The organism is Thiobacillus sp. (assembly GCA_024235835.1).
GTDB lineage: Bacteria > Pseudomonadota > Gammaproteobacteria > Burkholderiales > Thiobacillaceae > PFJX01.
In genome coordinates this window covers 153,337-178,402 of sequence record JACKLQ010000001.1, presented here as the reverse complement: position 1 = coordinate 178,402, position 25,066 = coordinate 153,337, and the positions used below count along the sequence as shown (strand labels likewise).

24 protein-coding genes and 2 tRNA genes are annotated in these 25,066 nt (G+C 64.5%); 6 read left to right on the top strand and 20 right to left on the bottom strand.

The genetic code is table 11. From position 1 onward, the window contains the following. Positions 1–20: 20 nt before the first annotated feature. On the top strand, positions 21–392 hold the full coding sequence (locus H6935_00910; protein MCP5276909.1) for an Mth938-like domain-containing protein: 372 nt from the start codon (positions 21–23) through the stop codon (positions 390–392). Here H6935_00910 and H6935_00905 read toward each other — a convergent pair. The 18 genes from H6935_00905 to H6935_00820 all read right to left on the bottom strand — a co-directional run bounded on the left by H6935_00905 (position 389) and on the right by H6935_00820 (position 15,396). Next, the gene (locus H6935_00905; GenBank protein MCP5276908.1) at positions 389–1,081 is read right to left on the bottom strand and encodes a Crp/Fnr family transcriptional regulator; all 693 of its coding nucleotides are present in this window, start codon (positions 1,079–1,081) and stop codon (positions 389–391) included. The genes H6935_00910 and H6935_00905 overlap by 4 nt on opposite strands. Then, positions 1,078–1,737, bottom strand: coding sequence for a GMP/IMP nucleotidase (gene yrfG, locus H6935_00900; protein ID MCP5276907.1), 660 nt, complete (start codon positions 1,735–1,737; stop codon positions 1,078–1,080). The genes H6935_00905 and yrfG overlap by 4 nt, the downstream gene beginning before the upstream one ends. Then, a complete protein-coding gene (gene rpoS, locus H6935_00895) occupies positions 1,737–2,678 on the bottom strand; it encodes an RNA polymerase sigma factor RpoS (GenBank protein ID MCP5276906.1) in 942 nt (313 codons plus the stop codon). The genes yrfG and rpoS overlap by 1 nt, the downstream gene beginning before the upstream one ends. A 24-nt stretch (positions 2,679–2,702) precedes the next feature. After that, a complete protein-coding gene (locus tag H6935_00890; GenBank protein ID MCP5276905.1) occupies positions 2,703–3,506 on the bottom strand; it encodes a peptidoglycan DD-metalloendopeptidase family protein in 804 nt (267 codons plus the stop codon). Then, on the bottom strand, positions 3,503–4,159 hold the full coding sequence (locus H6935_00885; protein ID MCP5276904.1) for a protein-L-isoaspartate(D-aspartate) O-methyltransferase: 657 nt from the start codon (positions 4,157–4,159) through the stop codon (positions 3,503–3,505). The genes H6935_00890 and H6935_00885 overlap by 4 nt, the downstream gene beginning before the upstream one ends. After that, the gene (gene surE / locus H6935_00880) at positions 4,156–4,902 is read right to left on the bottom strand and encodes a 5'/3'-nucleotidase SurE (protein MCP5276903.1); all 747 of its coding nucleotides are present in this window, start codon (positions 4,900–4,902) and stop codon (positions 4,156–4,158) included. The genes H6935_00885 and surE overlap by 4 nt, the downstream gene beginning before the upstream one ends. Positions 4,903–4,940: 38 nt before the next feature. Beyond that, positions 4,941–5,017, bottom strand: a tRNA-Pro gene (locus H6935_00875). Between the two features lie 80 nt (positions 5,018–5,097). Then, positions 5,098–6,132: a succinylglutamate desuccinylase/aspartoacylase family protein gene (locus tag H6935_00870; GenBank protein ID MCP5276902.1), complete on the bottom strand. Its 1,035-nt coding sequence runs from the start codon at positions 6,130–6,132 to the stop codon at positions 5,098–5,100. 30 nt (positions 6,133–6,162) lie between these two features. After that, positions 6,163–7,593 (bottom strand): glutamate--cysteine ligase, encoded by a 1,431-nt coding sequence (locus tag H6935_00865; GenBank protein ID MCP5276901.1) that lies wholly within the window; start codon positions 7,591–7,593, stop codon positions 6,163–6,165. 21 nt (positions 7,594–7,614) lie between these two features. Further along, positions 7,615–8,013, bottom strand: a complete 399-nt coding sequence (locus H6935_00860) for a MerR family transcriptional regulator (protein ID MCP5276900.1) — start codon at positions 8,011–8,013, stop codon at positions 7,615–7,617. Continuing rightward, complete coding sequence (locus H6935_00855) at positions 7,988–8,299, bottom strand: integration host factor subunit alpha (protein MCP5276899.1); 312 nt, start codon at positions 8,297–8,299, stop codon at positions 7,988–7,990. The genes H6935_00860 and H6935_00855 overlap by 26 nt, the downstream gene beginning before the upstream one ends. 39 nt (positions 8,300–8,338) lie before the next feature. Beyond that, on the bottom strand, positions 8,339–10,696 hold the full coding sequence (locus H6935_00850) for a phenylalanine--tRNA ligase subunit beta (protein MCP5276898.1): 2,358 nt from the start codon (positions 10,694–10,696) through the stop codon (positions 8,339–8,341). A 21-nt stretch (positions 10,697–10,717) separates the two neighbouring features. Further along, positions 10,718–11,734: a phenylalanine--tRNA ligase subunit alpha gene (gene pheS / locus H6935_00845; GenBank protein MCP5276897.1), complete on the bottom strand. Its 1,017-nt coding sequence runs from the start codon at positions 11,732–11,734 to the stop codon at positions 10,718–10,720. Between the two features lie 152 nt (positions 11,735–11,886). Beyond that, positions 11,887–12,252: a 50S ribosomal protein L20 gene (rplT, locus tag H6935_00840; protein ID MCP5276896.1), complete on the bottom strand. Its 366-nt coding sequence runs from the start codon at positions 12,250–12,252 to the stop codon at positions 11,887–11,889. 17 nt (positions 12,253–12,269) lie between these two features. Further along, positions 12,270–12,467 carry a 50S ribosomal protein L35 gene (gene rpmI, locus H6935_00835; GenBank protein ID MCP5276895.1) on the bottom strand — a complete coding sequence of 66 codons (198 nt, stop codon included), beginning with the start codon at positions 12,465–12,467 and terminating at the stop codon, positions 12,270–12,272. Between the two features lie 219 nt (positions 12,468–12,686). Continuing rightward, the gene (gene infC / locus H6935_00830) at positions 12,687–13,208 is read right to left on the bottom strand and encodes a translation initiation factor IF-3 (GenBank protein ID MCP5276894.1); all 522 of its coding nucleotides are present in this window, start codon (positions 13,206–13,208) and stop codon (positions 12,687–12,689) included. 64 nt (positions 13,209–13,272) lie between these two features. Beyond that, the gene (gene thrS / locus H6935_00825; GenBank protein ID MCP5276893.1) at positions 13,273–15,165 is read right to left on the bottom strand and encodes a threonine--tRNA ligase; all 1,893 of its coding nucleotides are present in this window, start codon (positions 15,163–15,165) and stop codon (positions 13,273–13,275) included. Between the two features lie 154 nt (positions 15,166–15,319). Further along, positions 15,320–15,396: transfer RNA gene (locus tag H6935_00820), tRNA-Val, on the bottom strand. A gap of 101 nt (positions 15,397–15,497) precedes the next feature. Between H6935_00820 and metG the strand changes: the two genes are divergently transcribed. Both metG and H6935_00810 read left to right on the top strand, forming a co-directional pair. Continuing rightward, positions 15,498–17,561, top strand: a complete 2,064-nt coding sequence (gene metG, locus H6935_00815; protein MCP5276892.1) for a methionine--tRNA ligase — start codon at positions 15,498–15,500, stop codon at positions 17,559–17,561. Positions 17,562–17,566: 5 nt separating this feature from the next. Beyond that, complete coding sequence (locus H6935_00810; protein ID MCP5276891.1) at positions 17,567–17,842, top strand: acylphosphatase; 276 nt, start codon at positions 17,567–17,569, stop codon at positions 17,840–17,842. Between the two features lie 82 nt (positions 17,843–17,924). On the opposite strand, the gene H6935_00805 is transcribed toward H6935_00810, so the two are convergent. Next, positions 17,925–18,545: a TetR family transcriptional regulator gene (locus H6935_00805; GenBank protein MCP5276890.1), complete on the bottom strand. Its 621-nt coding sequence runs from the start codon at positions 18,543–18,545 to the stop codon at positions 17,925–17,927. A 112-nt stretch (positions 18,546–18,657) separates the two neighbouring features. Here H6935_00805 and H6935_00800 point away from each other — a divergent pair, with 112 nt between their 5' ends. The 3 genes from H6935_00800 to H6935_00790 are packed head-to-tail and all read left to right on the top strand — an operon-like array spanning position 18,658 to position 24,423. Further along, the gene (locus H6935_00800; GenBank protein MCP5276889.1) at positions 18,658–19,812 is read left to right on the top strand and encodes an efflux RND transporter periplasmic adaptor subunit; all 1,155 of its coding nucleotides are present in this window, start codon (positions 18,658–18,660) and stop codon (positions 19,810–19,812) included. A 53-nt stretch (positions 19,813–19,865) separates the two neighbouring features. Beyond that, on the top strand, positions 19,866–23,003 hold the full coding sequence (locus tag H6935_00795; protein ID MCP5276888.1) for an efflux RND transporter permease subunit: 3,138 nt from the start codon (positions 19,866–19,868) through the stop codon (positions 23,001–23,003). After that, positions 22,996–24,423, top strand: coding sequence for an efflux transporter outer membrane subunit (locus tag H6935_00790; protein MCP5276887.1), 1,428 nt, complete (start codon positions 22,996–22,998; stop codon positions 24,421–24,423). The genes H6935_00795 and H6935_00790 overlap by 8 nt, the downstream gene beginning before the upstream one ends. Here the strand turns inward: H6935_00790 and H6935_00785 are convergent. Beyond that, the gene (locus H6935_00785; GenBank protein ID MCP5276886.1) at positions 24,420–25,019 is read right to left on the bottom strand and encodes a hypothetical protein; all 600 of its coding nucleotides are present in this window, start codon (positions 25,017–25,019) and stop codon (positions 24,420–24,422) included. The two genes, H6935_00790 and H6935_00785, sit on opposite strands and share 4 nt — an antisense overlap. Positions 25,020–25,066 lie beyond the last annotated feature (47 nt).

The window sequence follows — 25,066 nt, the reverse complement described above, 5'->3', positions numbered from 1 at the left end:
CCCCGGATACCCCTTCAGCCATGAAACTCCACCTGGATCACAACGACGTACAGTACATCATCACCGGTTATGGCGAGGACCACGTCCTGGTCAATGGCGTGGCCCACAACCGCAGCCTCATCGTGTTGCCGGACGAGGTGGTCACGGACTGGGCAGAAGGCCTGGCAGAACTCACTGCCCGGCACTTCGAGGTGGTGGTGATCCGTGCGCCGGAAATCGTGCTGCTGGGCACCGGCCAGCGCCAGCGCTTCCCCCCGCCCGCCCTCTACCGGGGCCTAATCGCCGCACGCATCGGCGTGGAGGTCATGGACACCGCGGCGGCCTGCCGCACCTACAACATCCTGGCGGGGGAAGGCCGCCGGGTGGCGGCGGCCTTGTTGATCGGCGATTAATCCAGGCTGCCCTGCATTAGGCTTGCGGTGTCCTTGATGTAGAGGGTATTGCCGACCACCTCGATGCAGCCCTGGTCGCTGAGCTTGTGCAACAGGCGGGACAGGGTCTCCGGCTTGACGCCGATGCGGGATGCGATGACCTGCTTGGGAGCCTCCCATTCCACCTTCTGGCGCCCCGTATTGTCCGGGTCGGAATGGTCAAGCAGGTATTGCAGCAGCCGGTCCGAGCCCTTCATCAGGGTCAGGCGGTCGATCTCGTTTACCATCTTGTGCAGCCGGGAGCTCATGCCCGCCATGAGCAGGAAGCACCGCCGGGCATCCTTGGTGAGCCACTCCTTGAAGGTGCGTCCGTCGAAGGCCACCAGGCGGGAAGGCACCTGGGCGGCAGCATTCACGGGGAACTGCCCGCCCATGAACAACACGGCCTCGGCGAAAAGGCGGTTGGGCCCCGCCAGCTCGATCACCTTCTCGTCCCCCTGGGGAGAGGCCCGGTAGAGGCGGATCACGCCGTCCGCCACCCAGTAGAAGGCGTTGGCCGCATCTCCCTGATTGAACAGGATGTGGCCCTGGGGCAATTCCACAGTGCTGGCATGTTCCAGTACTTCATTGAATTGGTCATCCTCCATGCCAGAGAACAGATAGCAGCGGCGCAGGCCAGCCAAATCCTGGTTCGTAACATTCGAAATCACGGCAGTATTTCCTTGAAGTGTCTGATGGCGGCGAATTCGCCCACGTCCTTGTCCGGCTGGCGCGTGTCAGGCCGCAGCACGGCGCGCAGGTGGGCAATGCCGTAGGCCCGGGCGGAACGCAGCACCGGCAGGCTGTCATCCACCAGCAGGGTGCGTTCGGGTACATAGGGTTCGCTGGCCCGCAGGGCCGCCCAGAAAGCGGTGTCTTCCTTGGCAATGCCGTACTCATGGGACACGTGCATGGCGTCGAAGTGCACATCCAGGCCGGTGCGGTCCATCTTGAGGTTCAGGCTCTTGCGGTGGGCGTTGGTCACCAGCACCAGGCGCTTGCCAGCGCCGCGAACGGCATCGAGAAATTCCGGCACATCCGGGTGCACGGCGATGAGGTGGGCTACCTCCTCCTTCAACTGGACGATGTCCAGTTCCAGTTGCTGGGTCCAATAGTCCACGCAATACCAGGCCAGGGTGCCGGCCTTGGCGTTGTAGCGACGGAAGCACTCGTCATGGGCCTCGGCATAGGGCAGGCCATGGCGCTGGGCGAACTTCTGGGGCACGTAGACCTGCCAGAAGTGGTTGTCGTAGTGCAGGTCCAGCAGGGTGCCGTCCATGTCCAGCAGGACGGTGTCGACGCCGTCCCAGTCCAGCCTCGCGGACATCAGAGCAGGCCTTCCTTGGACATGCCCCGGCGGCGCAGGATGCGGCGCAGGGTCTGCAGGGCCTCCAGTTGTATTTGCCTTACTCGTTCCCGGGTCACGGCCAGATGCTCGGCCAGTTCCTCCAGGGTGGCGATGTCCTGGTTGTTGAGGCCGAAGCGCCGCTCGATGACCCAGCGATGCCGCTCCGGCAGTTCATCCAGCCACTCCCGCACGTACTGCTCCACCTCGGCCATCTGCAGCATGTCCTCGGGCTGCTCGGAATGCTCGTCGGCGATGGCCTCGCCGATGGACAGGGAGGGATCGATCTCCAGGGGCGCGTCCAGGGACGCCACCCGCTCGTTCAGGGACATGACACGCCGCACTTCCTCCAGGGGCCGCCCGGTAAGGGAGGCGATGTCCTCGGGCCTGGCATCGGGCACGCCGTGCATCTCAAGGTGACGCTGGGCACGCAGGTAGATATTCAGTTCCTTGATGATGTGGACCGGCAGACGGATGGTGCGGGACTGGTTCATGATGGCCCGCTCGATGTTCTGGCGGATCCACCAGGTGGCATAGGTGGAGAAGCGAAAGCCCCGCTCCGGCTCGAACTTGTCCAGGGCGTGCATCAATCCCAGATTGCCTTCCTCGATGAGATCCAGCAGTGACAGGCCGCGATTGACGTAGTGCTTGGCGATGTTCACAACCAGGCGCAGGTTGTGCTCGATCATCTTCTGGCGGGCGTCGAAATCACCCTGCCGCACCCGGGTGGCCAGCTCCCGTTCCTGGTCGGGGGTCAGCAGCCCTTCCCGGCCGATCTCGTTGAGATAGAGCTGGGTGACGTCGGGCAGTTCGTCGAACTCGAAATCCGACTCGGCATGATGGACCTCCTTGCCGTCATCGGCTTCGATGCCATCAGGCTGACCCTGATCCGTCTCCTGCTCGAGATTGTCTTCGTCCTGCATCGCTCTCTCTTCAAGGCCGGGCCCTCAGCCGGGGAGTTGGCCAAGGCGCGGCAAATAATTCAGCGGGTCCACCGGCTTGCCGTATTCCCGTATCTCGAAATGCAGCTTAACCCGATCTGTGTCTGTGTCGCCCATCTCGCTGATGATCTGGCCCTTGGCCACATCCTGGCCCTCTTTCACCAGGATGCGCAAATTATGGGCATAGGCGGACAAGAGGGTCTTTCCGTGCCGGATGATGATGAGTTTTCCATACCCCCGCAACCCGGACCCCACATAGGCCACCCGCCCCTCCGCGGCAGCCTGGACCAACTGGCCCCGGCCCCCGGCGATATCGATGCCCTTGCTGAATCCATTACCGTAGCTGGTCAGCAACTCGCCCCTGACGGGCCAGGCCCAGCTATCGGGTGGCCCCTCCTTCAGGGGCGTTGTTTGCACAGGCTGGGTGGGCTCCGCCGTCAGGGGGCGGGTCTCCATCCTGGCCGGCACGGGCAGGGGATTTGTGGTGACCGCCGGCCTGGGCGGGGTCAGGCGCAACAGCGCCCCGGCCTGGATCTGGTTGGGATCGGGCAACCCGTTCCATTCCGCCAGAGACTCGAAATCCAGACCGTTTTCGAAAGCGATCTTGAACAAGGTGTCCCCTGCCTCCACGCGATAATGACCAGGCGGCGCGGGCACAAGCGCGGGCTTCGCGGCGACGCGAGGCTTCTTCCCGCCGTCCCACACGGGTGCTGGATAGCGCGTGTTGCCGCAACCGCCCAGATGCAGGGCCAGCACAAGGCCCAGCAGGGCCGGCGCAATGCGCCGAAACTGGGCCGGGAAATCTCTCAACTGACTCCGGAGAGCAAGGGCACGAACTTCACTGCCTCCAGCTCTTTTTCGCTGTAGCCGCCCTCGGGCAGGGCCTCCACCAGGAACAGCCTCTGGCTGTCCCCGGCTCCCACGGGGGCCACCAGGCGGCCCCCCGGCTTGAGTTGTTGCTTCAGGGCTGCGGGGATATACGGCATGGCGGCGGCCACCACGATGGCGTCATAGGGCGCGGCCGCGGGGAAGCCCTCGGTACCGTCCACGTTCTTCATGAGCACGTTGTTGATGCGCAGTTCCCGCAGGGTCAGTCGGGCCCTGCCTATGAGCTTGGCGATGCGCTCCAGGCTCAGGACTTCCCTGGCCAGCTTGGACAGCACGGCAGCCTGGTAGCCACAGCCGCCGCCCACCTCCAGCACCCGCTCCAGCGGCCGGTCCTGGGTGATGAGTTCACAACTCAGGGCCACGGTGTAGGGGCTGGAGATGGTCTGGCCCTGGCCGATGGGCAGGGGTGTCTCGTCGTAGGCCCGTTGCTGGATGCCTTCCTCAAGGAATGGATGACGGGGCACCTCGGCCATGGCCGCCAGCACCTTGGGGTTGCTGATGCCCTGGCCCTTCAGGCGCTCGATCATGCGCGCCCTGGCCCGCTGGGAGGTCATGCCGATGCCCTGGGCGATCATTTGTGTAGCCAGTCCTCCACCACGCCCATCTGGTTGTAGCGGGTCAGGTCCAGCTGCAGTGGGGTGATGGAAATGCGGCCCCGGGCCACGGCGTTGAAGTCCGTGCCCGGTCCCGCATCCTGGGCTGCGCCGGCGGCGCCCACCCAGTACATGGTCTGGTTGCGTGGATTGATGGTCTTGACCGTGTCCTGGGCCTTGTGGCGCCTGCCCAGGCGGGTCACTTCCACGCCCTGGATGCGATCCGCGGGCAGGTCCGGCACGTTCACGTTCAGCAGCACGTGCTCGGGAAAGGGATTGGCTGCGAAACGCTCGGCCAGGCCCGCGACAAAGTCTGCCGCCGTCTGGAAATGTTCCTCCTGGATGTTGGCCAGGGAAACGGCCACCGAGGGGATACCCAGCAGGAAGCCCTCCGTGGCCGCAGCCACGGTACCGGAATAGACGGTGTCATCACCCATGTTGGCCCCCAGGTTGATGCCGGAGATCACCATGTCTGGCAGTGCCGGCAACAGGCCGGTGACGGCAAGGTGGACGCAATCCGTGGGGGTGCCGTTGACGTAGTGGAAGCCACCGGGGGTGGTCCGCACCATGAGGGGACGATCCAATGTAAGGGAATTGCTGGCCCCGCTGCGGTCGCGCTCGGGCGCCACCACGGTGATCTCGTGGCCTTTTTCGCTGAGTGTCGCGGCTAGGACGGCTAATCCCGGTGCGAAGTAGCCGTCGTCATTGCTGAGCAGAATCCGCATTCGCCGCAAGATACGTTGGGTGGGGAAAGGAAGAAAAGTGGTCGGGGCGAGAAGATTCGAACTTCCGACCCCCTGCACCCCATGCAGGTGCGCTACCAGGCTGCGCTACGCCCCGAACGCCGCGCATTATAGGGACTCGCCCCGGGGCGGTAAACAGCGGGGACGCAAAAAAAGTGTCATGGACGCACTTGCCTTTCAGGGCTGACTTGTGCGTGTAGGACTCGGCGCATAGGCCAGGCGCTCCATCAGGTAGCACAGGCAGTCCTGGCGGATCACTCGCTCGTCCCGGGTGAGCATGGCCGGCATGAGGGCCTTCCTAAGGCGTATCTGGCCGCCGCCGCAATCGAACAGGCGGGCACCCACGTCCCGGCCATCCTCGTCCACGGCCAGCAGGCAGGCCTCGCCCCCGGGCCTGGTCTGAGCGAACAAGGCTCCCCGCTCCAGCTCGCGGAAATTCAGGTAGTCCAGATCGGGCACGAAATCGATATCCAGGCCGTGGTCGCCGAAACCGAAGCTCAAGGATTCCGGCACTTTTACCGTGGCCACGGTATGAAACAGGTCCAGGTCCTGGGGCGGCACGACATGAAGGGGAAAGTCCGACAGGTTGAGGCAGGCCTCCAGGAATGCCGCGGCATGCTCCACGCTGCCGGAGGAACCGGCCTTGCCGCACTCCACCGTCACCGAGGGACACAAACTGGCGAAGGCGGCGGACTGGACACCCAGGGGGCGGACGAAATAAACAACGGTACGGGAAAACAGGGTGGCCAGGTGCAGGAACCGATTGTCCAGCGTGTTCACGCAGGCATAGTGGGGGTTTAGGCCCGTGTTGTTGTGGATGTCCACGCTGGCGAACACGGCCCGCCGGGCCATGTCGTCCACCACCTGGCCCATCATGCGGTACTCCGGGCCATCGGCCTCGGGCGCCCCGGGCCAGATCCGGTTGTAGTCCAACTGGCCATCCAGCCGGCGCACGCCCTGCCTGGCGGCATCCAGGTTGCCGATGAACAGGGACAGGGCTCTGGGCAGGCCGGTGCCTGCATATTTCCGCAACACCTGCTGGGCAGCCTGCCAGCCAGTGTCCTCGTTGCCGTGCAGCAGCACCGACACGAACAGGGGCTGGGTCCGACGCCCCTCCAAATGCATGAGTGTCGGGCCGGGCAGCCTTTCATGCAGGTTATGGGCAGGCAGTTGCAGCAGCCCTTCGGGCAGGCGATGGTAGACGGTCAACATGGTTTCTATCCGTTGGCGGGGCGTGGAGCGTCACGCCCACTCATGCACCGGCAGGCCGGCGCGTTGGTTCTCCAGGTAATTTGCCATCATGCGCCCCGTGTCGCCATGCTCCCGCTCCAGGTCGCGCAATTGCCAGCGGGCGCCGGTCTGGCCGCCCTCCACTCTCCGGGCAAGCACATCCAGATAGGGGCCGGACTCGTCCTCCGGCAGGCCGAGGGCCGCAAGCCCGGCCCGAGCCAAGGGCAGGCAGACCTCCAGAATCAGCTGCCGCGCCGGGTGCAGGCGCCCATCCAGCCATCGCAAGTCTGCCTCCAGGCCATGACGGGCCGCGCCATAGAAGTTGGCCCTGGCGTCCGGGAATGACAGCATGGCTTCCGGCGGCGGGTCCATACGGGCCAGTCCATGGCAGAGGCCGAAATGGAAGGCGGCGTTGGCCACCATGTCCACCACGCTGGGGCCGCTGGGAAGGACCCGCTGTTCCAGGCGCACATGACATCCCGCCTCCGCGTCGACCCCCACCAGGGGGCGGACCCAGCGCCAGATGGTGCCGTTATGCAGTCGCAGGTGGGGGTAGGCTTCCAGGGGACCGTCCTGGGGCATGGGCAACAGGATGGGAAACAGTTCCAGGTTTTCCCGGAACAGTTCCAGGATGCTGCCTGCCACGTAGCCCTGGCCGAAGCCCACCCGTCGTATCGTCGGGTCGGCCAGGCCACCATGTCCCCCCAGTTCCACGGATTGCTCGAACAGGGGTATCCGGGTTTCCTGCCAGAGGCGATGCCCGAACAGGAGTGGAGAGTTGCCGCTGGCCGCCAGCAGTGGGCCGCAACAGATCAGGGCCGCGTTGTAATGACGCCCTGCCTGGGCATAAGGCACCTGGAGATGGACCTGGAAGGAGGTAGTGGCCGCCTCCAGCATCACATCGGGGCGCAGGAGTTCCAGTGGCTCCGCGCCTTCGATATGAATATGGATGGGAACGCCTTCACGCCCCCGCTGCACCGCCTGGTTCAGGACCTTGTAGCGCTTCATGGCGGACATGTTTTCCAGACCCAGGTCCGTGGGACGGAGGTTGGGCGGGATGCCCACCATGGCCAGCACCGTGTCCATGTCGTGGGCCACCTCCTGGCAACGACGCCAGGTCCGGTCCAGTGAGGTTTCCAGCGCCCTCAGGACGCCGGGCCCCATGTGCAAGGGAGGCCCGTTCAGTTCCACGTTGAAGCGGGACAGTTCCGGCACCACCCAGGGATCGGCCAGCCGTCCAAGGAAAAGTTCGTTGACGGGACTGGGAAAGCCGGCGTGGTCCAGCAGCCAGGCTTCCAGTTCGAACCCCGCCAGGAAGCGGCCATCACACAGGTCACCGTCCCTGGCCGCCTCCTCCAGATAATCGGTCTCCCGGGCAAGTTGTGCCCGGTAACGCCGATAGTCGTCCTGGGTAAAGCCTGTGCGGGTGATTTCCTGGCCCATGATCTTGAGCCGATAGAGTGGTCAGCCCTTCAGCAAGGCGATGATTTCAGCCATTTCCGCCTTGATGGCCGAGAGGGGCAGGTCAGTGGTCTGTGTCGATGCCTGGGTCGGGGGTTCTTCCGCATCTTCGTCAACGGCCACGTGGGCATGGCCTTCGCTCAGCAGGCGATTGCGGGCGCCGCTGATGGTGAAGCCCTGCTCGTAGAGCAGTTCTCGAATGCGGCGGATGAGCATGACCTCATGGTGCTGGTAGTAACGTCTGTTGCCCCGGCGCTTTACCGGCTTGAGTTGGGTGAACTCCTGCTCCCAGTAGCGCAGCACATGGGGCTTCACCCCGCACAACTCGCTCACTTCACCGATGGTGAAGTAGCGCTTGGGGGGGATGGGTGGCAGCTCAGAGCTGGGCAGAAGTTCCGCCATGGGCCTCTTCCACCATTGCCTTCAGTTTCTGGCTGACATGGAAAGTCACCACACGCCGGGCGGTGATGGGCATTTCCTCACCGGTCTTGGGGTTGCGACCCGGACGTTGGGGTTTTTCCCGCAACTGGAAATTGCCGAAACCGGACAACTTGACACTGTCCCCTTTCTCCAAGGCGGTACGGATTTCCTCGAAGAAGGATTCCACCATTTCCTTGGCCTCCCGTTTGTTAAGGCCCACCTTTTCAAACAACATGTTGGCGAGCTCCGCTTTGGTCAGCGTAGTCATTTCTTGCTTGTCTCCGAGCAGCCGGTGGGTGTTACCCCGTCAACCGCGCAAACTGGCTTTAAAGTTATTTCTCAGGATTTCCAACACGCCCTGGACGGCCGCATCGATCTCCTGGTCTGTAAGCGTTTTCTCAGTATGTTGCACCAACACTTTGAAAGCAAGGCTTTTTTTGCCGACCTCAACCCCCTGCCCCTGGTACACGTCGAAGAGGCTGAAATCCGCCACCAGAGCTGGTTTCTCGGCCCGCACCCGGGCCAGCATCTCGCCCACGGGCACCTCGGCATCCACCACCACGGCGATGTCGCGCCGCACCGCCGGCAAGCGGGCCACGCTGCTGTAACGGGGCATGGGACGCTGCACCATGGGGGCCAGGTCCACTTCGAACAGGAATGGTGCCTTGGCCAGGCCGTATTTTTGCGTGAGGGCCGGATGAAGAGCACCGATCCAGCCGATGTCCTGGCCATCCACGCTGACCCGGGCACTTTGGCCGGGGTGCAGGGCGAGGTGTCGACCAGGCGTAAATACCGCCTGCATCGGCTGCAGCAGGGCCTCCAGATCGGCCCGCAGGTCGTAGAAATCCGTGGCCCGGGTCTTTTCACCCCACTGTTCGGGAAAAGCCGCGCCATAGGCCAGGCCGCCACCATGCAACGGTTGATCCGCCGCCTTGGGACTGATGAACACCCGGCCCAGTTCGAACAGGCGCAGGCGTTCCTGGCCATGGTTCAAATTGTGGCGCAGAGCCTGAAGCAGCCCCCCCATGAGGCTGCCCCGCATGACGCCCATCTGGCTGGCAATGGGGTTCACCAGCGGCACCGCCTCGCCCTGGGAACGGAAGTCGGCGTCCAGCTCATCAGATATGAAGCTGTACGTTATGATTTCCTGATATCCCCTTGATACCAATATATTTTTAACTTCCCTACCCGTGCGCTCCTTCTCGTCTGAGGGCAGCATGGCGTGCTCACCCCGCAGGGGTGTGGCAGGAATGGCGTCGTAGCTGTGGACCCGGGCGATTTCCTCGATGAGATCCACCTCCCGGGTGAGATCGAAACGGTGGCTGGGGGCCGTCACCAGATAGCCGTCGCCGGCCTGCTCCAACCCCATGCCGAGCCGGCTCAGGATGGCGGCCATGGCGTCGTCCGCCAGATCGAAGCCCAGCACGCGCCGTGTCCGTCCGGTGCGGAAGGGGATGGCAGCCCGGGATGCCACGCCGGGACCGGTCGAAATCCCAGGCCCGGCCTGGCCACCACAGATATCCAGGATCAGGCGTGTAGCCCGCTCCATGGCCCTGGCTGGCAACTCCGGGTCCACCCCCCGCTCGAAGCGGTGGGAGGAATCCGTGGACAGGCCGTAACTACGGGCCCGGCCGGCCACGGCCTCGGGAGTGAAGTGCGCCGCCTCCAGGAACACATCCACGGTGGCCTCGGTGACACCGCTGCCCTCCCCGCCCATGATGCCGGCCAGGGCCAGGGGGCCGACATCGTCGGCGATCACCAGGCTATCGGCCTTGAGGTCCAGGCCCTGACCGTTGAGGAGGGCCAGTTTCTCACCGGCCAGGCCCATGCGGGCCCGCACCGTGCCCTGCAGGCGGGCAAGGTCGAAGCCGTGCATGGGCTGGCCCAGTTCCAGCAACACGTAGTTGGTCACGTCCACCACCGGGTGGATGGGCCGCAGTCCGGACCGTTCCAGGCGCCGCACCATCCAGGCAGGGGTGGCCGCCCGGGGGTTGATGCCCTTGATGACACGGCCGCAGTAGCGGGGGCAGGCAGCCTCCGCCTCGATGGCCACAGGGAAGGTATCGGCAATGGACGCCGACACAGGCGTGCAATCCACCGCTTTCATGGGCGCGGAGGTCAAGGCCGCCACTTCCCGGGCGATGCCGGCCAGGGACAGGCAGTCACCCCGGTTGGGGGTCAGCTTCAGTGTGACGAGGGTGTCGTCCAGGCTGAGCCAGTCCCGCAGGCCAGTGCCTACGGGGGCGTCGGCGGCCAGCTCCATGATGCCTTCCGCATCCGTGGAGATGCCCAGTTCCTTGGCGGAGCAGAGCATGCCGAAGGACTCCACGCCCCGCACCTTGGCCTGCTTGATGTTGAAATCGCCGGGCAATTGGGCACCCACCCGGGCGCAGGCGGTCTTCAGGCCGGCCCGGGCATTGGGAGCACCGCAGACGATGGTCAGGGGCTGGGCCTCGCCCACATCGACCTGGCAGACCTGGAGACGATCCGCATCGGGATGTTTCCCGGCGGACAGAATTTCGCCCACCACCACCTGGGTGAAGGATGGGGCAGCAGGCTCCAGGGCCTCCACCTCCAAGCCGGCCATGGTCAGCAGATGCCCCAGTTGCCGGGTGTCCAGATCAGGATTGACGAGGCTACGCAGCCAGGCTTCGGAAAATTGCATGGTCGATTACCTATGAGCCAATTAAGCGAATTGCTTCAGGAAGCGCAGGTCGTTCTCGAAGAACAAGCGCAGGTCGTCCACGCCGTAGCGCAACATGGCCAGGCGTTCCACACCCAGGCCGAAGGCGAAGCCCTGGAAGCGTTCGGCGTCGATGCCCACGTGGCCAAACACGTTGGGGTGCACCATGCCGCAGCCCAGCACCTCCAGCCAGCCCGTGTGGGAGCACACGCGGCAACCCGCCCCCTCGCAGATCACGCAACCGATATCCATCTCGGCGGAGGGCTCGGTGAAGGGGAAGAAGGAGGGACGGAAGCGCACCGGCAGGTTGTCCCGCTCGAAGAAACGGGCCATGAAATCGGCCAGCACGCCCTTCAGGTCGGCGAAGGAGGCGCTTTCATCCACCCACAGGCCTTCCACCTGATGGAACATGGGCGTGTGGGTCACGTCCGAATCGCAGCGGTATACCCGCCCCGGGGCGATGATGCGGATGGGGGGCTCGTGGGCCTGCATGTAGTGCACCTGCACCGGCGAGGTGTGGGTGCGCAGCAGGGAGCCGTCCCTCAGGTAGAAGGTGTCGTGCATGGCCCGGGCCGGATGGTCCTCGGGGATGTTCAGGGCCGTGAAGTTGAAGAAGTCGGTCTCGATCTCGGGACCGTCCGCCACGGTGAAGCCGATGGAGGCGAACAGGGACTCGATGCGGGCCAGGGTGCGGGTGACCGGATGCAGCCCCCCCACCCCTTCTCCTCGGCCGGGCAGGGTCACATCCAGGGCCTCGGAGGCCAGTTGTTTTTCCAGTTCCGCGGCCTGAATCCCATCCCGTCTGGCCTTGAGCAGGGCTTCCACCTGGTTCTTCACTTCGTTGATGCGGGCACCGGCGCTCTTGCGCTCCTCCGGCGGCAAGCCGCCCAGGCCCTTCATCTGCTCGGTGATGGCTCCGGTCTTGCCCAGGAAACGGGCCTTCACCTGGTCCAGGGTGGGCAGGCTGGCGGCGGCGGCGAACTCGCGTTCGGCGTCTTTGAGGAGGTCTTCCAGATTCATGGCGCGCTCAATTCAGGCTCTGGGTTCGCGGAGAAAGGTTCACGTAATGTGTGCACGTAAATGGAAAGGGAGGCCTTGTGGGCCTCCCTCCATGTTGCCGGGCAAGATTGTGGCTTGGTCCGGCTTATAAATGGACCGACTTTTAGGGTCGATTAAGCAGCCAGGGAGGCCTTGGCCTGCTCGGCGATCTTGGCGAAGGCCGGCTGGTCGAAGATGGCCATGTCGGACAGCACCTTGCGGTCGATCTCGATGTTGGCTTTCTTCAGGCCGTTCATGAACACGCTGTAGGTCATGTCCATACCCAGCTCGCGCACGGCGGCGTTGATACGGGCGATCCACAACACGCGGAACTGACGCTTCTTCTGACGACGGTCACGATAGGCATACTGCCCAGCCTTCATGACCGCTTCGTTGGCGACCCGGAATACGTTCTTGCGGCGGCCGCGGAAGCCCTTGGCGGCCTCCATGACCTTCTTGTGACTGGCACGGGCGGTTACACCACGTTTTACGCGAGGCATGTCTGATCTCCTTTGACTTAGGCGTAGGGCATCATGTCACGGACATGACCCACATCACCGGGATGAACTTCGGACATACCGCGCAGCTGACGCTTGCGCTTGGTGGTCTTCTTGGTGAGGATGTGGCGCATGTAAGCGGATGAACGCTTCAGCGTGCCGTTTCCCCGGACGCGGAAACGCTTGGCGGCGCCGCTCTTGGTCTTCATCTTCGGCATGACAACTCCATTCTTCGATGCTTTCCGGCGGCTTCCGGCGGAAGCGCTTGTTTGGCCGGATGGCACTTGTCGATGCGATTCGCCGAGTACGGTCACCCATACCGGTCAGGCCCGCATCGGCCTGAAAACCGCTTTGCCATTCGCGTGAAAACGGGAATCCAGACTTTTCGAACCGCTCTGGATCCCCGCCTGCGCGGAGATGGCCTTGCTACCTCAAGGTCACTTCTTCTTCTTGGGCGTCAGTACCATAACCATCTGGCGCCCTTCCATCTTGGGGAACTGCTCCACCGTGGCGTACTCCACCAGGTCGGCTTCCACCCGTTTCAGTTGCTCCATGCCCAGTTCCTGGTGAGCCATTTCCCGGCCGCGGAAACGCAAGGTGATTTTCGCCTTGTCGCCCTCGCTCAGGAAGCGGATCAGGTTCCGAAGCTTGACCTGGTAGTCATTTTCATCGGTACCGGGCCGGAACTTGACTTCCTTGACCTGGATCTGCTTCTGCTTGAGCTTGGCCTCGTGCTGCTTCTTGCTCTCCCGGTACTTGTGCTTGCCGAAATCCATGATCCGGCAAACCGGGGGCTTGGCCATGGGAGCGATCTCGACAAGATCCAGCTCCGAGTCTTCGGCCTTCAGCAGGGCTTCCCGCAGACTGACGATGCCCAACTGCTCGCCATCGTCACCTACCAGTCGGACCTCGGGCACATCAATCTCGCCGTTGATCCTGAGTTCTTTTTCCTGAGCTATCGCGAATCCCTTCAATAATGCTTAAAAAACAAGGAGCCGACCTAGTGCATCGGCTCCTCAGTATCTACGCCTCCTGCAGCCTTGCGATGAACGCTTCCAGCGTCATCTGCCCCAGATCCTCGCCACCCCGGGCCCGGACCGCCAGCTTGTTTTCCTGGCGTTCCTTGTCGCCCAGCACGATCTGGTAAGGCACCCGCTGCATGGAGTGCTCGCGGATTTTATAGCCAATCTTCTCGCTTCTCAAGTCAGAAACCACCCGGAAGCCTTGTTTTTTAAGGGCTTGCGTCACTTCTTTCGCGTATTCCGCCTGGGCGTCGGTGATGCTCATGACCACCGCCTGCACCGGCGCCAGCCATACGGGAAAGTTGCCGGCGTAGTGCTCGATGAGGATGCCGATGAAGCGCTCCATGGAGCCCAGGATGGCCCGGTGCAGCATGACCGGCGGCTTGCGCGTGTTGTCCTCGTCCACGAATTCGGCCCCCAGGCGCACTGGCAGGTTGAAGTCCAGCTGGATGGTGCCCACCTGCCACAGCCGGCCCAGGGAGTCCTTCAGGGTGAACTCGATCTTGGGGCCGTAGAAGGCTCCCTCCCCCGGCTGCAGGTCGTAGGCCAGGTGATTCTGCTCCAGGGCCGCGGCCAGGCCGGCCTCCGCCTTGTCCCAGGACTCGTCGCTGCCCACCCGCTTGTCGGGCCTGGTGGAGAGCTTAACCAGCACGTCCTCGAAACCGAAGTCGGCATAGACGTCCTGAAGCATCTTGATGAAGTCCGACACCTCGGCCTGGACCTGGCCCTCGGCGCAGAAGATGTGGGCGTCGTCCTGAACGAAGGCGCGCACCCGCATGAGGCCATGCAGGGCGCCGGAGGGCTCGTTGCGGTGGCAGGAGCCGAACTCCGCCAGGCGCATGGGCAGGTCCCGGTAGGAACGCAGGCCGTGGTTGAATATCTGCACGTGGCCGGGGCAGTTCATGGGTTTCACCGCATAGTCCCGGTTCTCCGAGTTGGTGGTGAACATGTTTTCCCGGTAGTTGTCCCAGTGGCCTGACTTCTCCCACAGGGTCTTGTCCATGACCGTGGGGGTCTTCACCTCCTCGTAGCCGTACTCGCGGAACTTGCCTCGCATGTACTGCTCGATCTCCTGCCACAGCACCCAGCCATGGGGATGCCAGAACACCATGCCAGGAGCCTCGTCCTGGAGGTGGAACAGGTCCAGTTGCTTGCCAAGGCGACGGTGGTCACGTTTCTCCGCCTCTTCCAGGCGGTGCAGGTAGGCAGCCAGGTCGTCCTTGTTGGCCCAGGCGGTGCCGTAGATGCGTTGCAGCATCTCGTTCCTGGAATCTCCGCGCCAATAGGCCCCGGCCACCTTCATGAGCTTGAAGGCCTTGAGCTTGCCGGTGGAAGGCACGTGGGGACCTCGGCACAGGTCGACGAACTCGCCCTCACGATAGAGGGAGATGGTCTGACCGGCGGGAATGGAGGCGATGATCTCCGCCTTGTAGGCCTCGCCGATGGACTTGAAGAAGTCCACGGCCGCGTCCCGGTCCCACTCCTCCCGGGCCACGGGGATGTCCTTCTTCGCCAGCTCCGCCATGCGCTTTTCGATGGCCGCCAGGTCTTCCGGCGTGAAGGGGCGCTTGAACGCGAAATCGTAGTAGAAGCCGTCCTCGATCACCGGGCCGATGGTCACCTGGGCCTCGGGGAACAGCTCCTTCACCGCATAGGCCAAGAGGTGGGCGGTGGAATGGCGGATCAAATCCAGGCCGTCCACGTCCTTGTCGGTGATGATGGCCAGATCAGCATCCGCCTCGATGCGATGGGAGGTATCCACCAGGTTGCCGTTCACCTTGCCGGCCAGGGCGGCCCGGGCCAGTCCGGCGCCAATGCTGGCAGCCACCTCGGCGACGGTGACCGGGTTATCGAAGCTCCTTACGGAACCATCGGGCAATTTGATCTGGGGCATGCTGCGCTCCGGTAAAGCTCAATCAGGGCAAAAAAAAAGTGCGGGTCGGCCGCACTTTTTTCTCAGGACATAACAAGACAAAGGCTCAACCCGTGTGGGGTATCCGTTCGGTCAAACAAGTTCGGAAAGCCATCCTGTTACTCCTGCTGTTGTCTGGTAGGCGCGATTGGACTCGAACCAACGACCCCCACCATGTCAAGGTGGTGCTCTAACCAGCTGAGCTACGCGCCTAAGGTCGGGGCGCATTCTATCGACCTTCCTTGGGCGGGGCAATCTCCCATGTCTTAGAATGTGCGGCTTCCTTGCATACATTCGCAAACATGCCCCACCAGATGCCCAGACAAATCCTCGTCACTTCCGCCCTGCCCTACGCCAACGGCTCCATTCACCTGGGTCATCTGGTGGAATACATCCAGACCGACATCTGGGTGCGCTTCCAGAAGATGCAGGGCAACGACTGCATCTATTGCTGCGCCGACGACACCCACGGCACCCCCATCATGCTGCGGGCGGAAAAGGAAGGCATCACGCCGGAGCAACTGGTGGACCGGGTGTGGCACGAGCACAAGCGGGACTTCGACGGCTTCCTGGTGGGCTTCGACAACTACTACTCCACCAACACCCCGGAAACCCGCCACTACGCTGACACCATCTACACCCGCCTGCGGGACGCGGGCCTCATCGAGGTGCGTTCCATCGAGCAGTTCTACGATCCGGTGAAGCAAATGTTCCTGCCGGACCGATTCATCAAGGGCGAGTGCCCCAAGTGCCACGCCAAGGACCAGTACGGCGATTCCTGCGAGGTGTGTGGCGCGGCCTACCTGCCCACGGAACTGATCAACCCCTTCTCCGCCGTGTCCGGCGCGGCGCCCGTACGCAAGGAATCGGACCATTATTTCTTCAAGCTCTCCGACCCCCGTTGCGCCGAGTTCCTGAAGGGCTGGATCGTCCCGCCCCATGTCCAGGCAGAGGCCGCGAACAAACTGAACGAGTGGCTTGAGGGCGGGCTTTCAGATTGGGACATCTCCCGGGACGCCCCCTACTTCGGCTTCGAGATCCCGGATGCCCCGGGCAAGTACTACTACGTCTGGCTGGACGCCCCCATCGGCTACATGGGCAGCTTCCAGAACTACTGCGACAAGCACGGCCTGAATTTCGATGACTTCTGGAAGCCGGATTCCACCGCCGAGGTGTACCACTTCATCGGCAAGGACATCCTCTACTTCCACGCCCTGTTCTGGCCCGCGGAACTGCACCACGCCGGCTTCCGCACCCCCACGGGCGTGTTCTGCCACGGCTTCCTCACGGTTAACGGCGCCAAGATGTCCAAGAGCCGGGGCACCTTCATCACCGCCGAGAGCTACCTGCGCCATTTGAACCCGGAATGGCTGCGCTATTACTACGCCGCCAAGCTGGCCCCCACCCTGGAGGACATCGACCTGAACCTGGAGGACTTCACTGCCCGGGTGAATGCCGACCTGGTGGGCAAGTTCGTGAACATCGCCAGTCGCTCCGCAGGCTTCATCACCAAGCGCTTTGGCGGCAAGCTGGGCGCCATTCCCTCCGACACGCCCCTGGCCAACCTGAAAGCCGCCGCCGGCAGGATTGCAGAACTCTACGAGGCCCGGGAATACAGCAAGGCCCTGCGGGAGATCATGGCCCTGGCAGACCTGGCCAACCAGTACGTGGATACTCACAAGCCCTGGGAGATGGCCAAGCAAGAGGGTCGGGACGCGGAGTTGCACCAGGTCTGCACCGTGGCGGTGAACGCCTTCCGCCTGCTGGCCCTGTACCTAAAGCCCGTATTGCCCAAGCTGGCGGAGAGCGTGGAGGCCTTCCTAAACATCGGCCCCATGACCTGGACTGACGCAACGACGTTGCTGACGGACCACGCCATCAACCCCTACCAGCACCTGATGACCCGCATCGATCCCAAGAAGATCGAGGCCATGGTGGAGGAGAACAAGCAGACTCTGGCCCCCGCCCCCACCCCCGAGCCGGCGCCGGTGCGCCACGCCGAACACCAGCAGCACGTGGCCCAGTCGGACGAGGCCAAGGTGCCTGAGCAGAACTACATCTCCATCGACGACTTCACCAAGGTGGACCTGCGGGTGGCCCGCATCGCCAACGCCGAACATGTGGAAGGGGCCGACAAGCTGCTGAAGCTCACCCTGGAACTTGGCGCCGAGACCCGCACCGTATTCGCCGGCATCAAGGCCGCCTACGCGCCCGAGACCCTGGTGGGCCGCCTCACGGTCATGGTGGCCAACCTGGCACCCCGCAAGATGAAATTCGGCATGAGCGAAGGCATGGTGCTGGCCGCGTCAGACGAGCGGGGTGGCCCCTTCCTGCTGTCGCCGGATTCCGGTGCCCAGCCGGGCATGCGCATCAAGTAGCTCCTATGAAGACCACCCGACATCTGGTCATCACCGGCCGGGTCCAGGGGGTGTGGTACCGGGAATCCATGCGACTGGAGGCGGAGCGCCTGGGGGTGACCGGCTGGGTGCGCAACCGTGCTGATGGTGCGGTGGAAGCCATGGCGCATGGGGAAGATGCTGCCGTGGAGGCCCTCATCGCCTGGGCCTGGGAAGGCCCGCCGGCCGCCCGGGTTGTGGGCATCGAGGCTTCGCTCGCCGAAGGCAGCTTCAGCAGTTTCGAACGCCGGCCGACGGCCTGAGAGCGCTTCCGTAGTCCGGAAGAGCGCAGCGAGTCCGGGAAAAGCCCGGGAAGCCCTGGCCTCCTCCAGGCCACGGCCTGGCTTACCTCGTGACCGCCAGGCCCAGGCAGAAATTCGCCACCAGCCGATCCCCCGTATCCACCAGATCGAAGCTTCCCGGATCCAGCAGCCAGTTCTCGATGAGGCCGTCCACCAGGGCGTAGATGCCGATGGCCGTGCTTGGGATATCCAACTGATTCGGCAACTGGCCCTTTGCCACCGCATGGCGCAGGTTTTCCTCCAGGTCTCCCAGGCAGTCCCGGCGGCTTTCCCGTTGCCGTTCCAGCATCTCCGCCATGTCGCCGACGAACTCGCACTTGAAACTGAATATCTCGAACACCCGCCGGGAACGGGGGTCGTTGGCCACTTGGGCGAGCACGTTGTGGGCGGATTCCCGAAGCTTGGCCAGGGGGTCCGTCAGGGCCACGTCCGCCAGGGCCTGGTGCATGGCCTCCAGGGGCAGATGCACCCGGTCGTTCATGGCCTGGAGCAAGGCGGCCTTGTTATCGAAGTGCCAATAGATGGCCCCCCGCGTCAAGCCGGCGGCGGCGGCGATCTCTGCCAGGGTGGTATGACCCACGCCTTTCTCGCGAAATACCTGCTCGGCCGTATCCAGGATCAGGGTCCGGGTTTCCTGGGCGTCTTCCTTGGTTCTGCGTACCATCGCTACACCGGTAGGGGATTTCCCGGAATGGTAATACAAATTCCGTATTTACATACATTCATGAACGTATGTATATTGCCTAACCCCTCCCCATGCCTGACCGGAGACTTCCGTGAACCGCATTGCCCTTGCCGCCCTTATCGTCCCACTTGCCCTGACCGCCTGCGGCAAGGATGCCGCCCAACAGGCCGGCGGCCCGCCCGGGGGGGGCATGGCCCCGGCCGAGGTGGAGGTGGTCACCGTGGGACCCAAGACCGTGGCCCAGACCGTGGAAGTGCCCGGACGCATGACCGCCGTTCGGGTGGCCCAGGTACGGGCCCGGGTGGAGGGTATCCTGGAGAAGCGGGAATACACGGAGGGCAGCGAAGTAAAAGCGGGCCAGGTGTTGTTCCGCATTGACCAACGCCCCCTGGCCGCCAACGCGGAATCCGCCAAGGCCGCCCTGGCCCGGGCCAGGGCCACGGCCCTCATCGCCGCCCAGAACCTGGAGCGCATGCAGGCCCTGAAGGACACCAAGGCCATCGCCAGGCAGGAATACGACCAGGCCGTGGCCGCCAAGGCCCAGGGGGACGCGGACGTGGCCGCCGCCCAGGCGGCACTCACCCAGGCGGAGATCAACCTGTCCTACACCACCGTCACCGCCCCCATCTCCGGCCGTATCGGACGGGCCCTGGTCACCGAAGGCGCCCTGGTGGGCAAGGGCGAGGCCACCCACCTGGCCACCATCGAGCAGTACGACCCCATCTGGGTGGATTTCTCCCAGTCCAGCGCCGAGTTCATCCAGCTGCGGGAAACCATGAAGAGCGGGCGAACCAAGGCCAGCAGGGCCCCCGTGAAACTGGTGCTGGAGACCGGCCGGGAATATGCCCAGCCAGGAAAACTGCTTTTCAACGACCTGGCGGTGGACCCCGCCACGGGCTCCGTGGGCCAGCGGGCGGAGTTCGCCAACCCGGGCCGCGAATTGTTGCCGGGCCAGTTCGTCACCGTGCGCCTGCCCGTGGCCCAGGCGGAAAACGTTATCGCCGTGCCGCAAAAGGCGGTGATGACCTCCGCCCAGGGCCAGATGGTCATGCTGGTGAGCCCTGAAGGCACCGTGGTACCCCAGCCGGTCAAGACCGGCGGCCTGGCAGGCGAAGACTGGCTCATCGCTGAAGGACTGAAGGGCGGCGAACAGGTGATCGTCAACGGCTTGCAGAAGGCACGGCCGGGGGCGCCGGTGAAACCAGTAAGCAGTTCGCAGCCGGCAGTCAGCAGCAATCAGAAATGACGAACAGCCCTTACTGCCGACTGAAAACTGCTCACTGACGACTGCCGACCATGCTGCCCCGCTTCTTCATCGACCGCCCCATCTTCGCCTGGGTCATCGCCCTGGCCATCATCCTGGCCGGGGTGCTGGTATTTCCCAAGCTGCCCGTATCCCAGTACCCGGAGGTGGCACCGCCGGCCCTGCAGATAACCGCCGTCTATCCGGGCGCGTCCGCCCAGGTGGTGGAAGACACGGTCACCACCCTTATCGAACAGGAGATGAACGGCATCGAGAATCTCCTTTACATGGAGTCCAACTCCGATGCCAGCGGCACCCTCACCCTGACCATGACCTTCTCCACGGGCACGGACCTGGACATCGCCTCGGTGGAGGCCCAGAACCGCATCAAGCGGGTGGAGGCCCGGCTGCCCGAGGAGGTGCGCCGCCAGGGCATCACCGTAGTGAAGTCCCGGCGCAATTTCCTCATGTTCATCACCGTCTTCTCGCCGGACAAGAGCCTGGACGCGGTGGATCTGGGCAGCTTCACCGCCGCCAACGTGCTTAACAACATCCGCCAGGTGCCCGGCGTGGGCGAGGCCCAGATGTTCGGCTCCGAATACGCCATGCGCATCTGGCTGGACCCCCTCAAGCTGGCGAATTTCAACATGACCCCGGGCCAGGCCCTGGCCGCCGTCCAGGCCCAGAACGTGCAGCTGGCCACGGGCGAGCTGGGCCAGGTGCCCGCCGTGAAGGGCCAGCAACTGTCTGCCACGGTCATTACCCAGGGCCGTCTGGCCACGCCGGATGAGTTCGGCAACATCCTGCTGCGCAGCGACAGCACCGGCGCGGCCGTGCGGCTGAAGGACGTGGCCCGGGTGGAACTGGGTGCCCAGGACTACATCTTCCGGGCCCGCCTGAATGGCCAGCCCACGGCGCCCATCGGCATCAAGCTGGCCCCGGGCAGCAACGCCCTGGAAACCTCCCAGGCGGTGAAGGAACGCATGGCCGAGCTGGCCAGACACTTCCCCAAGGGGGTGAGCTGGGACGTGCCCTACGACACCTCCCGCTTCGTGGAAATCTCCATCCGGGAAGTGGTTAAGACCCTGGTGGAGGCCTTCGTGCTGGTGTTCCTGGTGATGTGGCTGTTCCTGGGCAAACTTCGGGCCGCCGTCATACCCGCCGTGGTGGTGCCCGTTTCCCTCATCGGCACCCTGGTGGGCATCTATCTCCTGGGCTACTCCATCAACCTGCTGACCCTGTTCGCCATGGTGCTGGCCATCGGCATCGTGGTGGACGACGCCATCGTCGTGGTGGAGAACGTGGAGCGCATCATGTCCAGGGAAGGCCTGGCCGCCAGGGAAGCCACCTCCAAGGCCATGGGCCAGATCTTCGGTGCCATCGTCGGCATCACCGTGGTGCTTTCGGCGGTGTTCGTGCCCATGGGCTTCTTCAGCGGCTCGGTGGGGGCCATCTACCGGCAGTTCTCCGTGACCCTGGTGATCACCATGCTGTTCTCGGCCCTCATGGCCATCACCCTCACCCCGGCCTTGTGCGCCACCCTATTCAAGGGCCTGGACAAGGACCAACTGGAGCACCAGCGAGGCCTGTTCGGCTGGTTCCACGACTTCTTCGAACGCGGCACCGGCCGCTACATGAAGGGGGTGGGTGGCGTGGTGGTACGGCCCCTGCGCATGTTCCTGCTGTTCCTCGCCATCGTCGCCGCCACGGCATTCCTGTTAATGAAGCTGCCCACGGGCTTCCTGCCGGACGAGGACCAGGGCTACCTGATCAGCATCATCCAGCTGCCCGCCGGCGCCACCCAGGAGCGCACGGAGCAGGTGCTGTCCCAGATGGAGGAGTATTACCTGAAGCAGCCGGAAGTGGCCAAGGTGGTGGGGGTGCTGGGCTTCTCCTTCTTCGGCAAGGGCCAGGATGCCGCCATCTCCTTCGTGCGCTTCAAGGACTGGGATGAACGCAAGCAATCCGACCAGCACGCCTTGTCCATCGTGCAACGCGCCAACATGGCCTTGTTCTCCATCAAGCAGGCCCTGATCTTCGCCCTCAACCCACCTCCCATCCCGGAACTGGCGGCGGTGGGCGGCTTCGACTTCCGTCTCCAGGACCGTACCAACCTGGGCAGGGACAAGCTCATGGAGGCCCGCAACATGGTGCTGGGCCTGGCCAGCCAGGATCCCCGCCTGGCGGGCGTGCGCCCGGAGGGCAAGGAACCGGCCTCCCAGCTGATGCTGGACATCGACCGGGTAAAGGCCAGCAGCCTGGGCATCGACATCGGCGAGCTGAACCAGACCCTGGCCGTGGCCCTGGGCTCCGCCTACGTGAACGATTTCATCCGGGAAGGCCGGGTCCTGCGGGTGGTCATGCAGGTGGACGCCCCCGCCCGGGCAACGCCCGAGGGGCTCCTGGCCTTGCGGGTACGGACGGCCCAGGGCACCCTGGTCCCCCTGTCGGAGATCGCCACGCCTCGCTGGATGGTGGGCTCGCCCAAGCTGGACCGCTACAACGGCTTGCCCGCCACCAAGATCGCCGGCGGCCCTTCCCCGGGCCACAGCACCGGCGAGGCCATGCAGGCCATGGAGGAGATCGCGGGCAAGCTCCCGCCGGGCCTGGGCTTCGAGTGGTCCGGCACGTCCTATGAAGAGAAGCTCTCCGGCGCCCAGGCCCCCATCCTCTTCACCCTGTCCATCATCGTGGTGTTCATGTGCCTGGCCGCCCTGTACGAAAGCTGGAGCGTGCCCCTGGCGGTGTTGCTGGTGGTGCCCCTGGGCGTGTTTGGCGCGGTGCTGGCCATGACATTAAGAGAACTTCCCAACGACGTGTACTTCAAGGTGGGCTTCATCACCATCATCGGCCTGTCGGCCAAGAATTCCATCCTGATCGTGGAATTCGCCCGCCAGCTGGAGGCCCAGGGCAAGACCACCCTGGAGGCGGTCCTGGAGGCAAGCCGGCTGCGCTTCCGGCCCATCATCATGACCTCCATCGCCTTCATGTTCGGCGTGCTGCCCCTGGCCATCTCCTCCGGCGCCGGTGCCGCCAGCCGCCACGCCATCGGCACCGGGGTCATGGGCGGCATGATCGCCGCCACGGTGCTGGCGGTGTTCTTCGTGCCCGTGCTCTACCTGCTGGTGCGCAAGCTGTTCCCGGGACCCATCAAATACCACGGCGCGGCGCAACATGGAGACGATCATGCCTAAGACCGGCTCGCTCATCGTCCTGGCCCTGGCCCTCCTCTTCCTGGCTGGCTGCGCCGCCATCCCCGAACTACGAAAAGCCACCCCCGAGTTGCCGGCCAGCTGGCCTCAACAAGCCGGACAATCCGCCATACCCATGGCGTCCGACTGGTGGAACGCCTATGGCGATCCCCAACTGGAGACCCTGATCCAGGAGGCCCTGGCCCGCAACGCCGACATCAGGCTCGCTGCCGCCCGCATCGAGGAGGCCCGCGCCAACCTGGGCCTGGCTCGGGCGGACCAGGCCCTGCAACTGCAAGGCAGCGCCGATGTCAGCCGCAGCCGCCGGACGGAGGTGGGCGCCATGCCCGCCGGTGGCTCCCCCACCAACAACACCTACAAGGCCCAACTCCAGGCCGCCTACGAGTTGGACCTCTGGGGCCGCTACCGGGAGGCCAGCAACGCCACCCGCTCCGAGCTGCTGGCCAGTGAATATGGCCGGGACGTGGTGCGCATCTCCCTCACCAGCGAAGTCGCCCAGGCCTACTTCGCCTTGCGGGCCCTGGATGCCCAACTGGCCCTGGTGGACAGGACACGGGCCAACCGCCAGGCCGCCGTTGACCTGCAGGCACTGCGCCTGGATGCCGGCGTGTCCTCCGAACTGGAACTGCGCCAGGCCCAGGCAGAACTGGCTGGCCTGGAGGCCAGCCTGGCCCAGCTGACCCAGGGCGTTCGCCAGCAGGAACTGGCCCTGGCGGTGCTCGTCGGCCGCAGCCCCCGTGCCCTGATGGAGGATCCCATCGGCCGTGGCAAGTCCTTGGAGGCCCTGGGCGAGCCGCCCACCCTTCCCGCCAGCCTGCCTTCCGAACTGCTGGAACGGCGCCCCGACCTGCGCCAGGCGGAGCAGAACGTGCTGACCTCCCACGCCCGCATCAAGGAGGCCAAGGCAGCCCTGTACCCGGACCTGAGCCTCACGGCCTACCTGGGCTCGGAAAGCAAGGCCCTGTCGAACCTGTTCTCCGGTCCTGCCGCCATCTGGGGCCTCAGCGCCGGCATCGTGCAAAGCATCCTGAACGGCGGCCGCACCGAAGCGGAACTCCAGGTCCGGGACGCGCGCCAGGCCCAGGCCCTGATCGGCTATGAGCAGGCCGTGCGCCAGGCCTTCCGGGAAGTGCTGGACGCCCTCACAGCCCACCGCCAGGCCCGGGAACTGGCCGAGGCGGAAGGCCGGCGCGCCGAGGCCCTGGCTAGCGCCGAGAAGTTGGCGGATCTGCGCTACCGCAATGGCTTGAGCAACTACCTGACGGTGCTGGACGCCCAGCGCAACGCGTTGCAGGCGGAACTGAACCGCATCGATGCCCGACGCGCCCAGCTGAGCGCCTCGGCTGACCTGGCCAAGGCCATGGGCGGCGGCTGGCAGGTGGCTGCCGCCAGGACCCCCTAGGCGAAGGTGCTGACGGCCAGGCCCAGGGCCTGGGTGATGGCCTGGGCGCTTTGCGCATAGGCCCCCATGGCCCTGTCAGCCTTGTCGGCTTTCCCGTACCGATCCTGGGAGTTGCCGACAGCAAGGTTGCCCTGCACGGCAGAGGTCGGGGACTGGCCATCGCCGTCCTCCCCTTCTCTGCGCTGCTTCGCGATCTCCTGCCGGGCCTGCAGCGCCATCATCGCCGCGGCAGCCGCCACAGCCTGGTCCTGCGGCGAGGGATCGGCCGGCGCCAGGGCAGCGGCGCGAATCTGCTCGGCCTTGGCCAAGGTGGATTGAGGCGTGCCGGCGGGCGAGGTGTTGATGCTCACCTCCCCCGACACGGCATACTGCCTGCCGTCCGGCCCACGCACGTACTGGTAGGTGGCCGCGCCCGTCAGGCCCGCGCCGGCGGCCTTGTGGGCCGCCTCGTGCTGGCGCACCTTCTGGTCGATGGCCTGCAGCTTGCGCACCTGGGCTTGTTCCTGGGGAGACAGACGCTCGCCACCGCTGGCACGCATAGCCGCCGCACCGGCATTGAGCCCCCCTGTCATGGAAGAAACCGCATCCACCGCCATCGCACCGAATCTCCCGTCCAATCCTCATGCAATTGAAAACATTATAG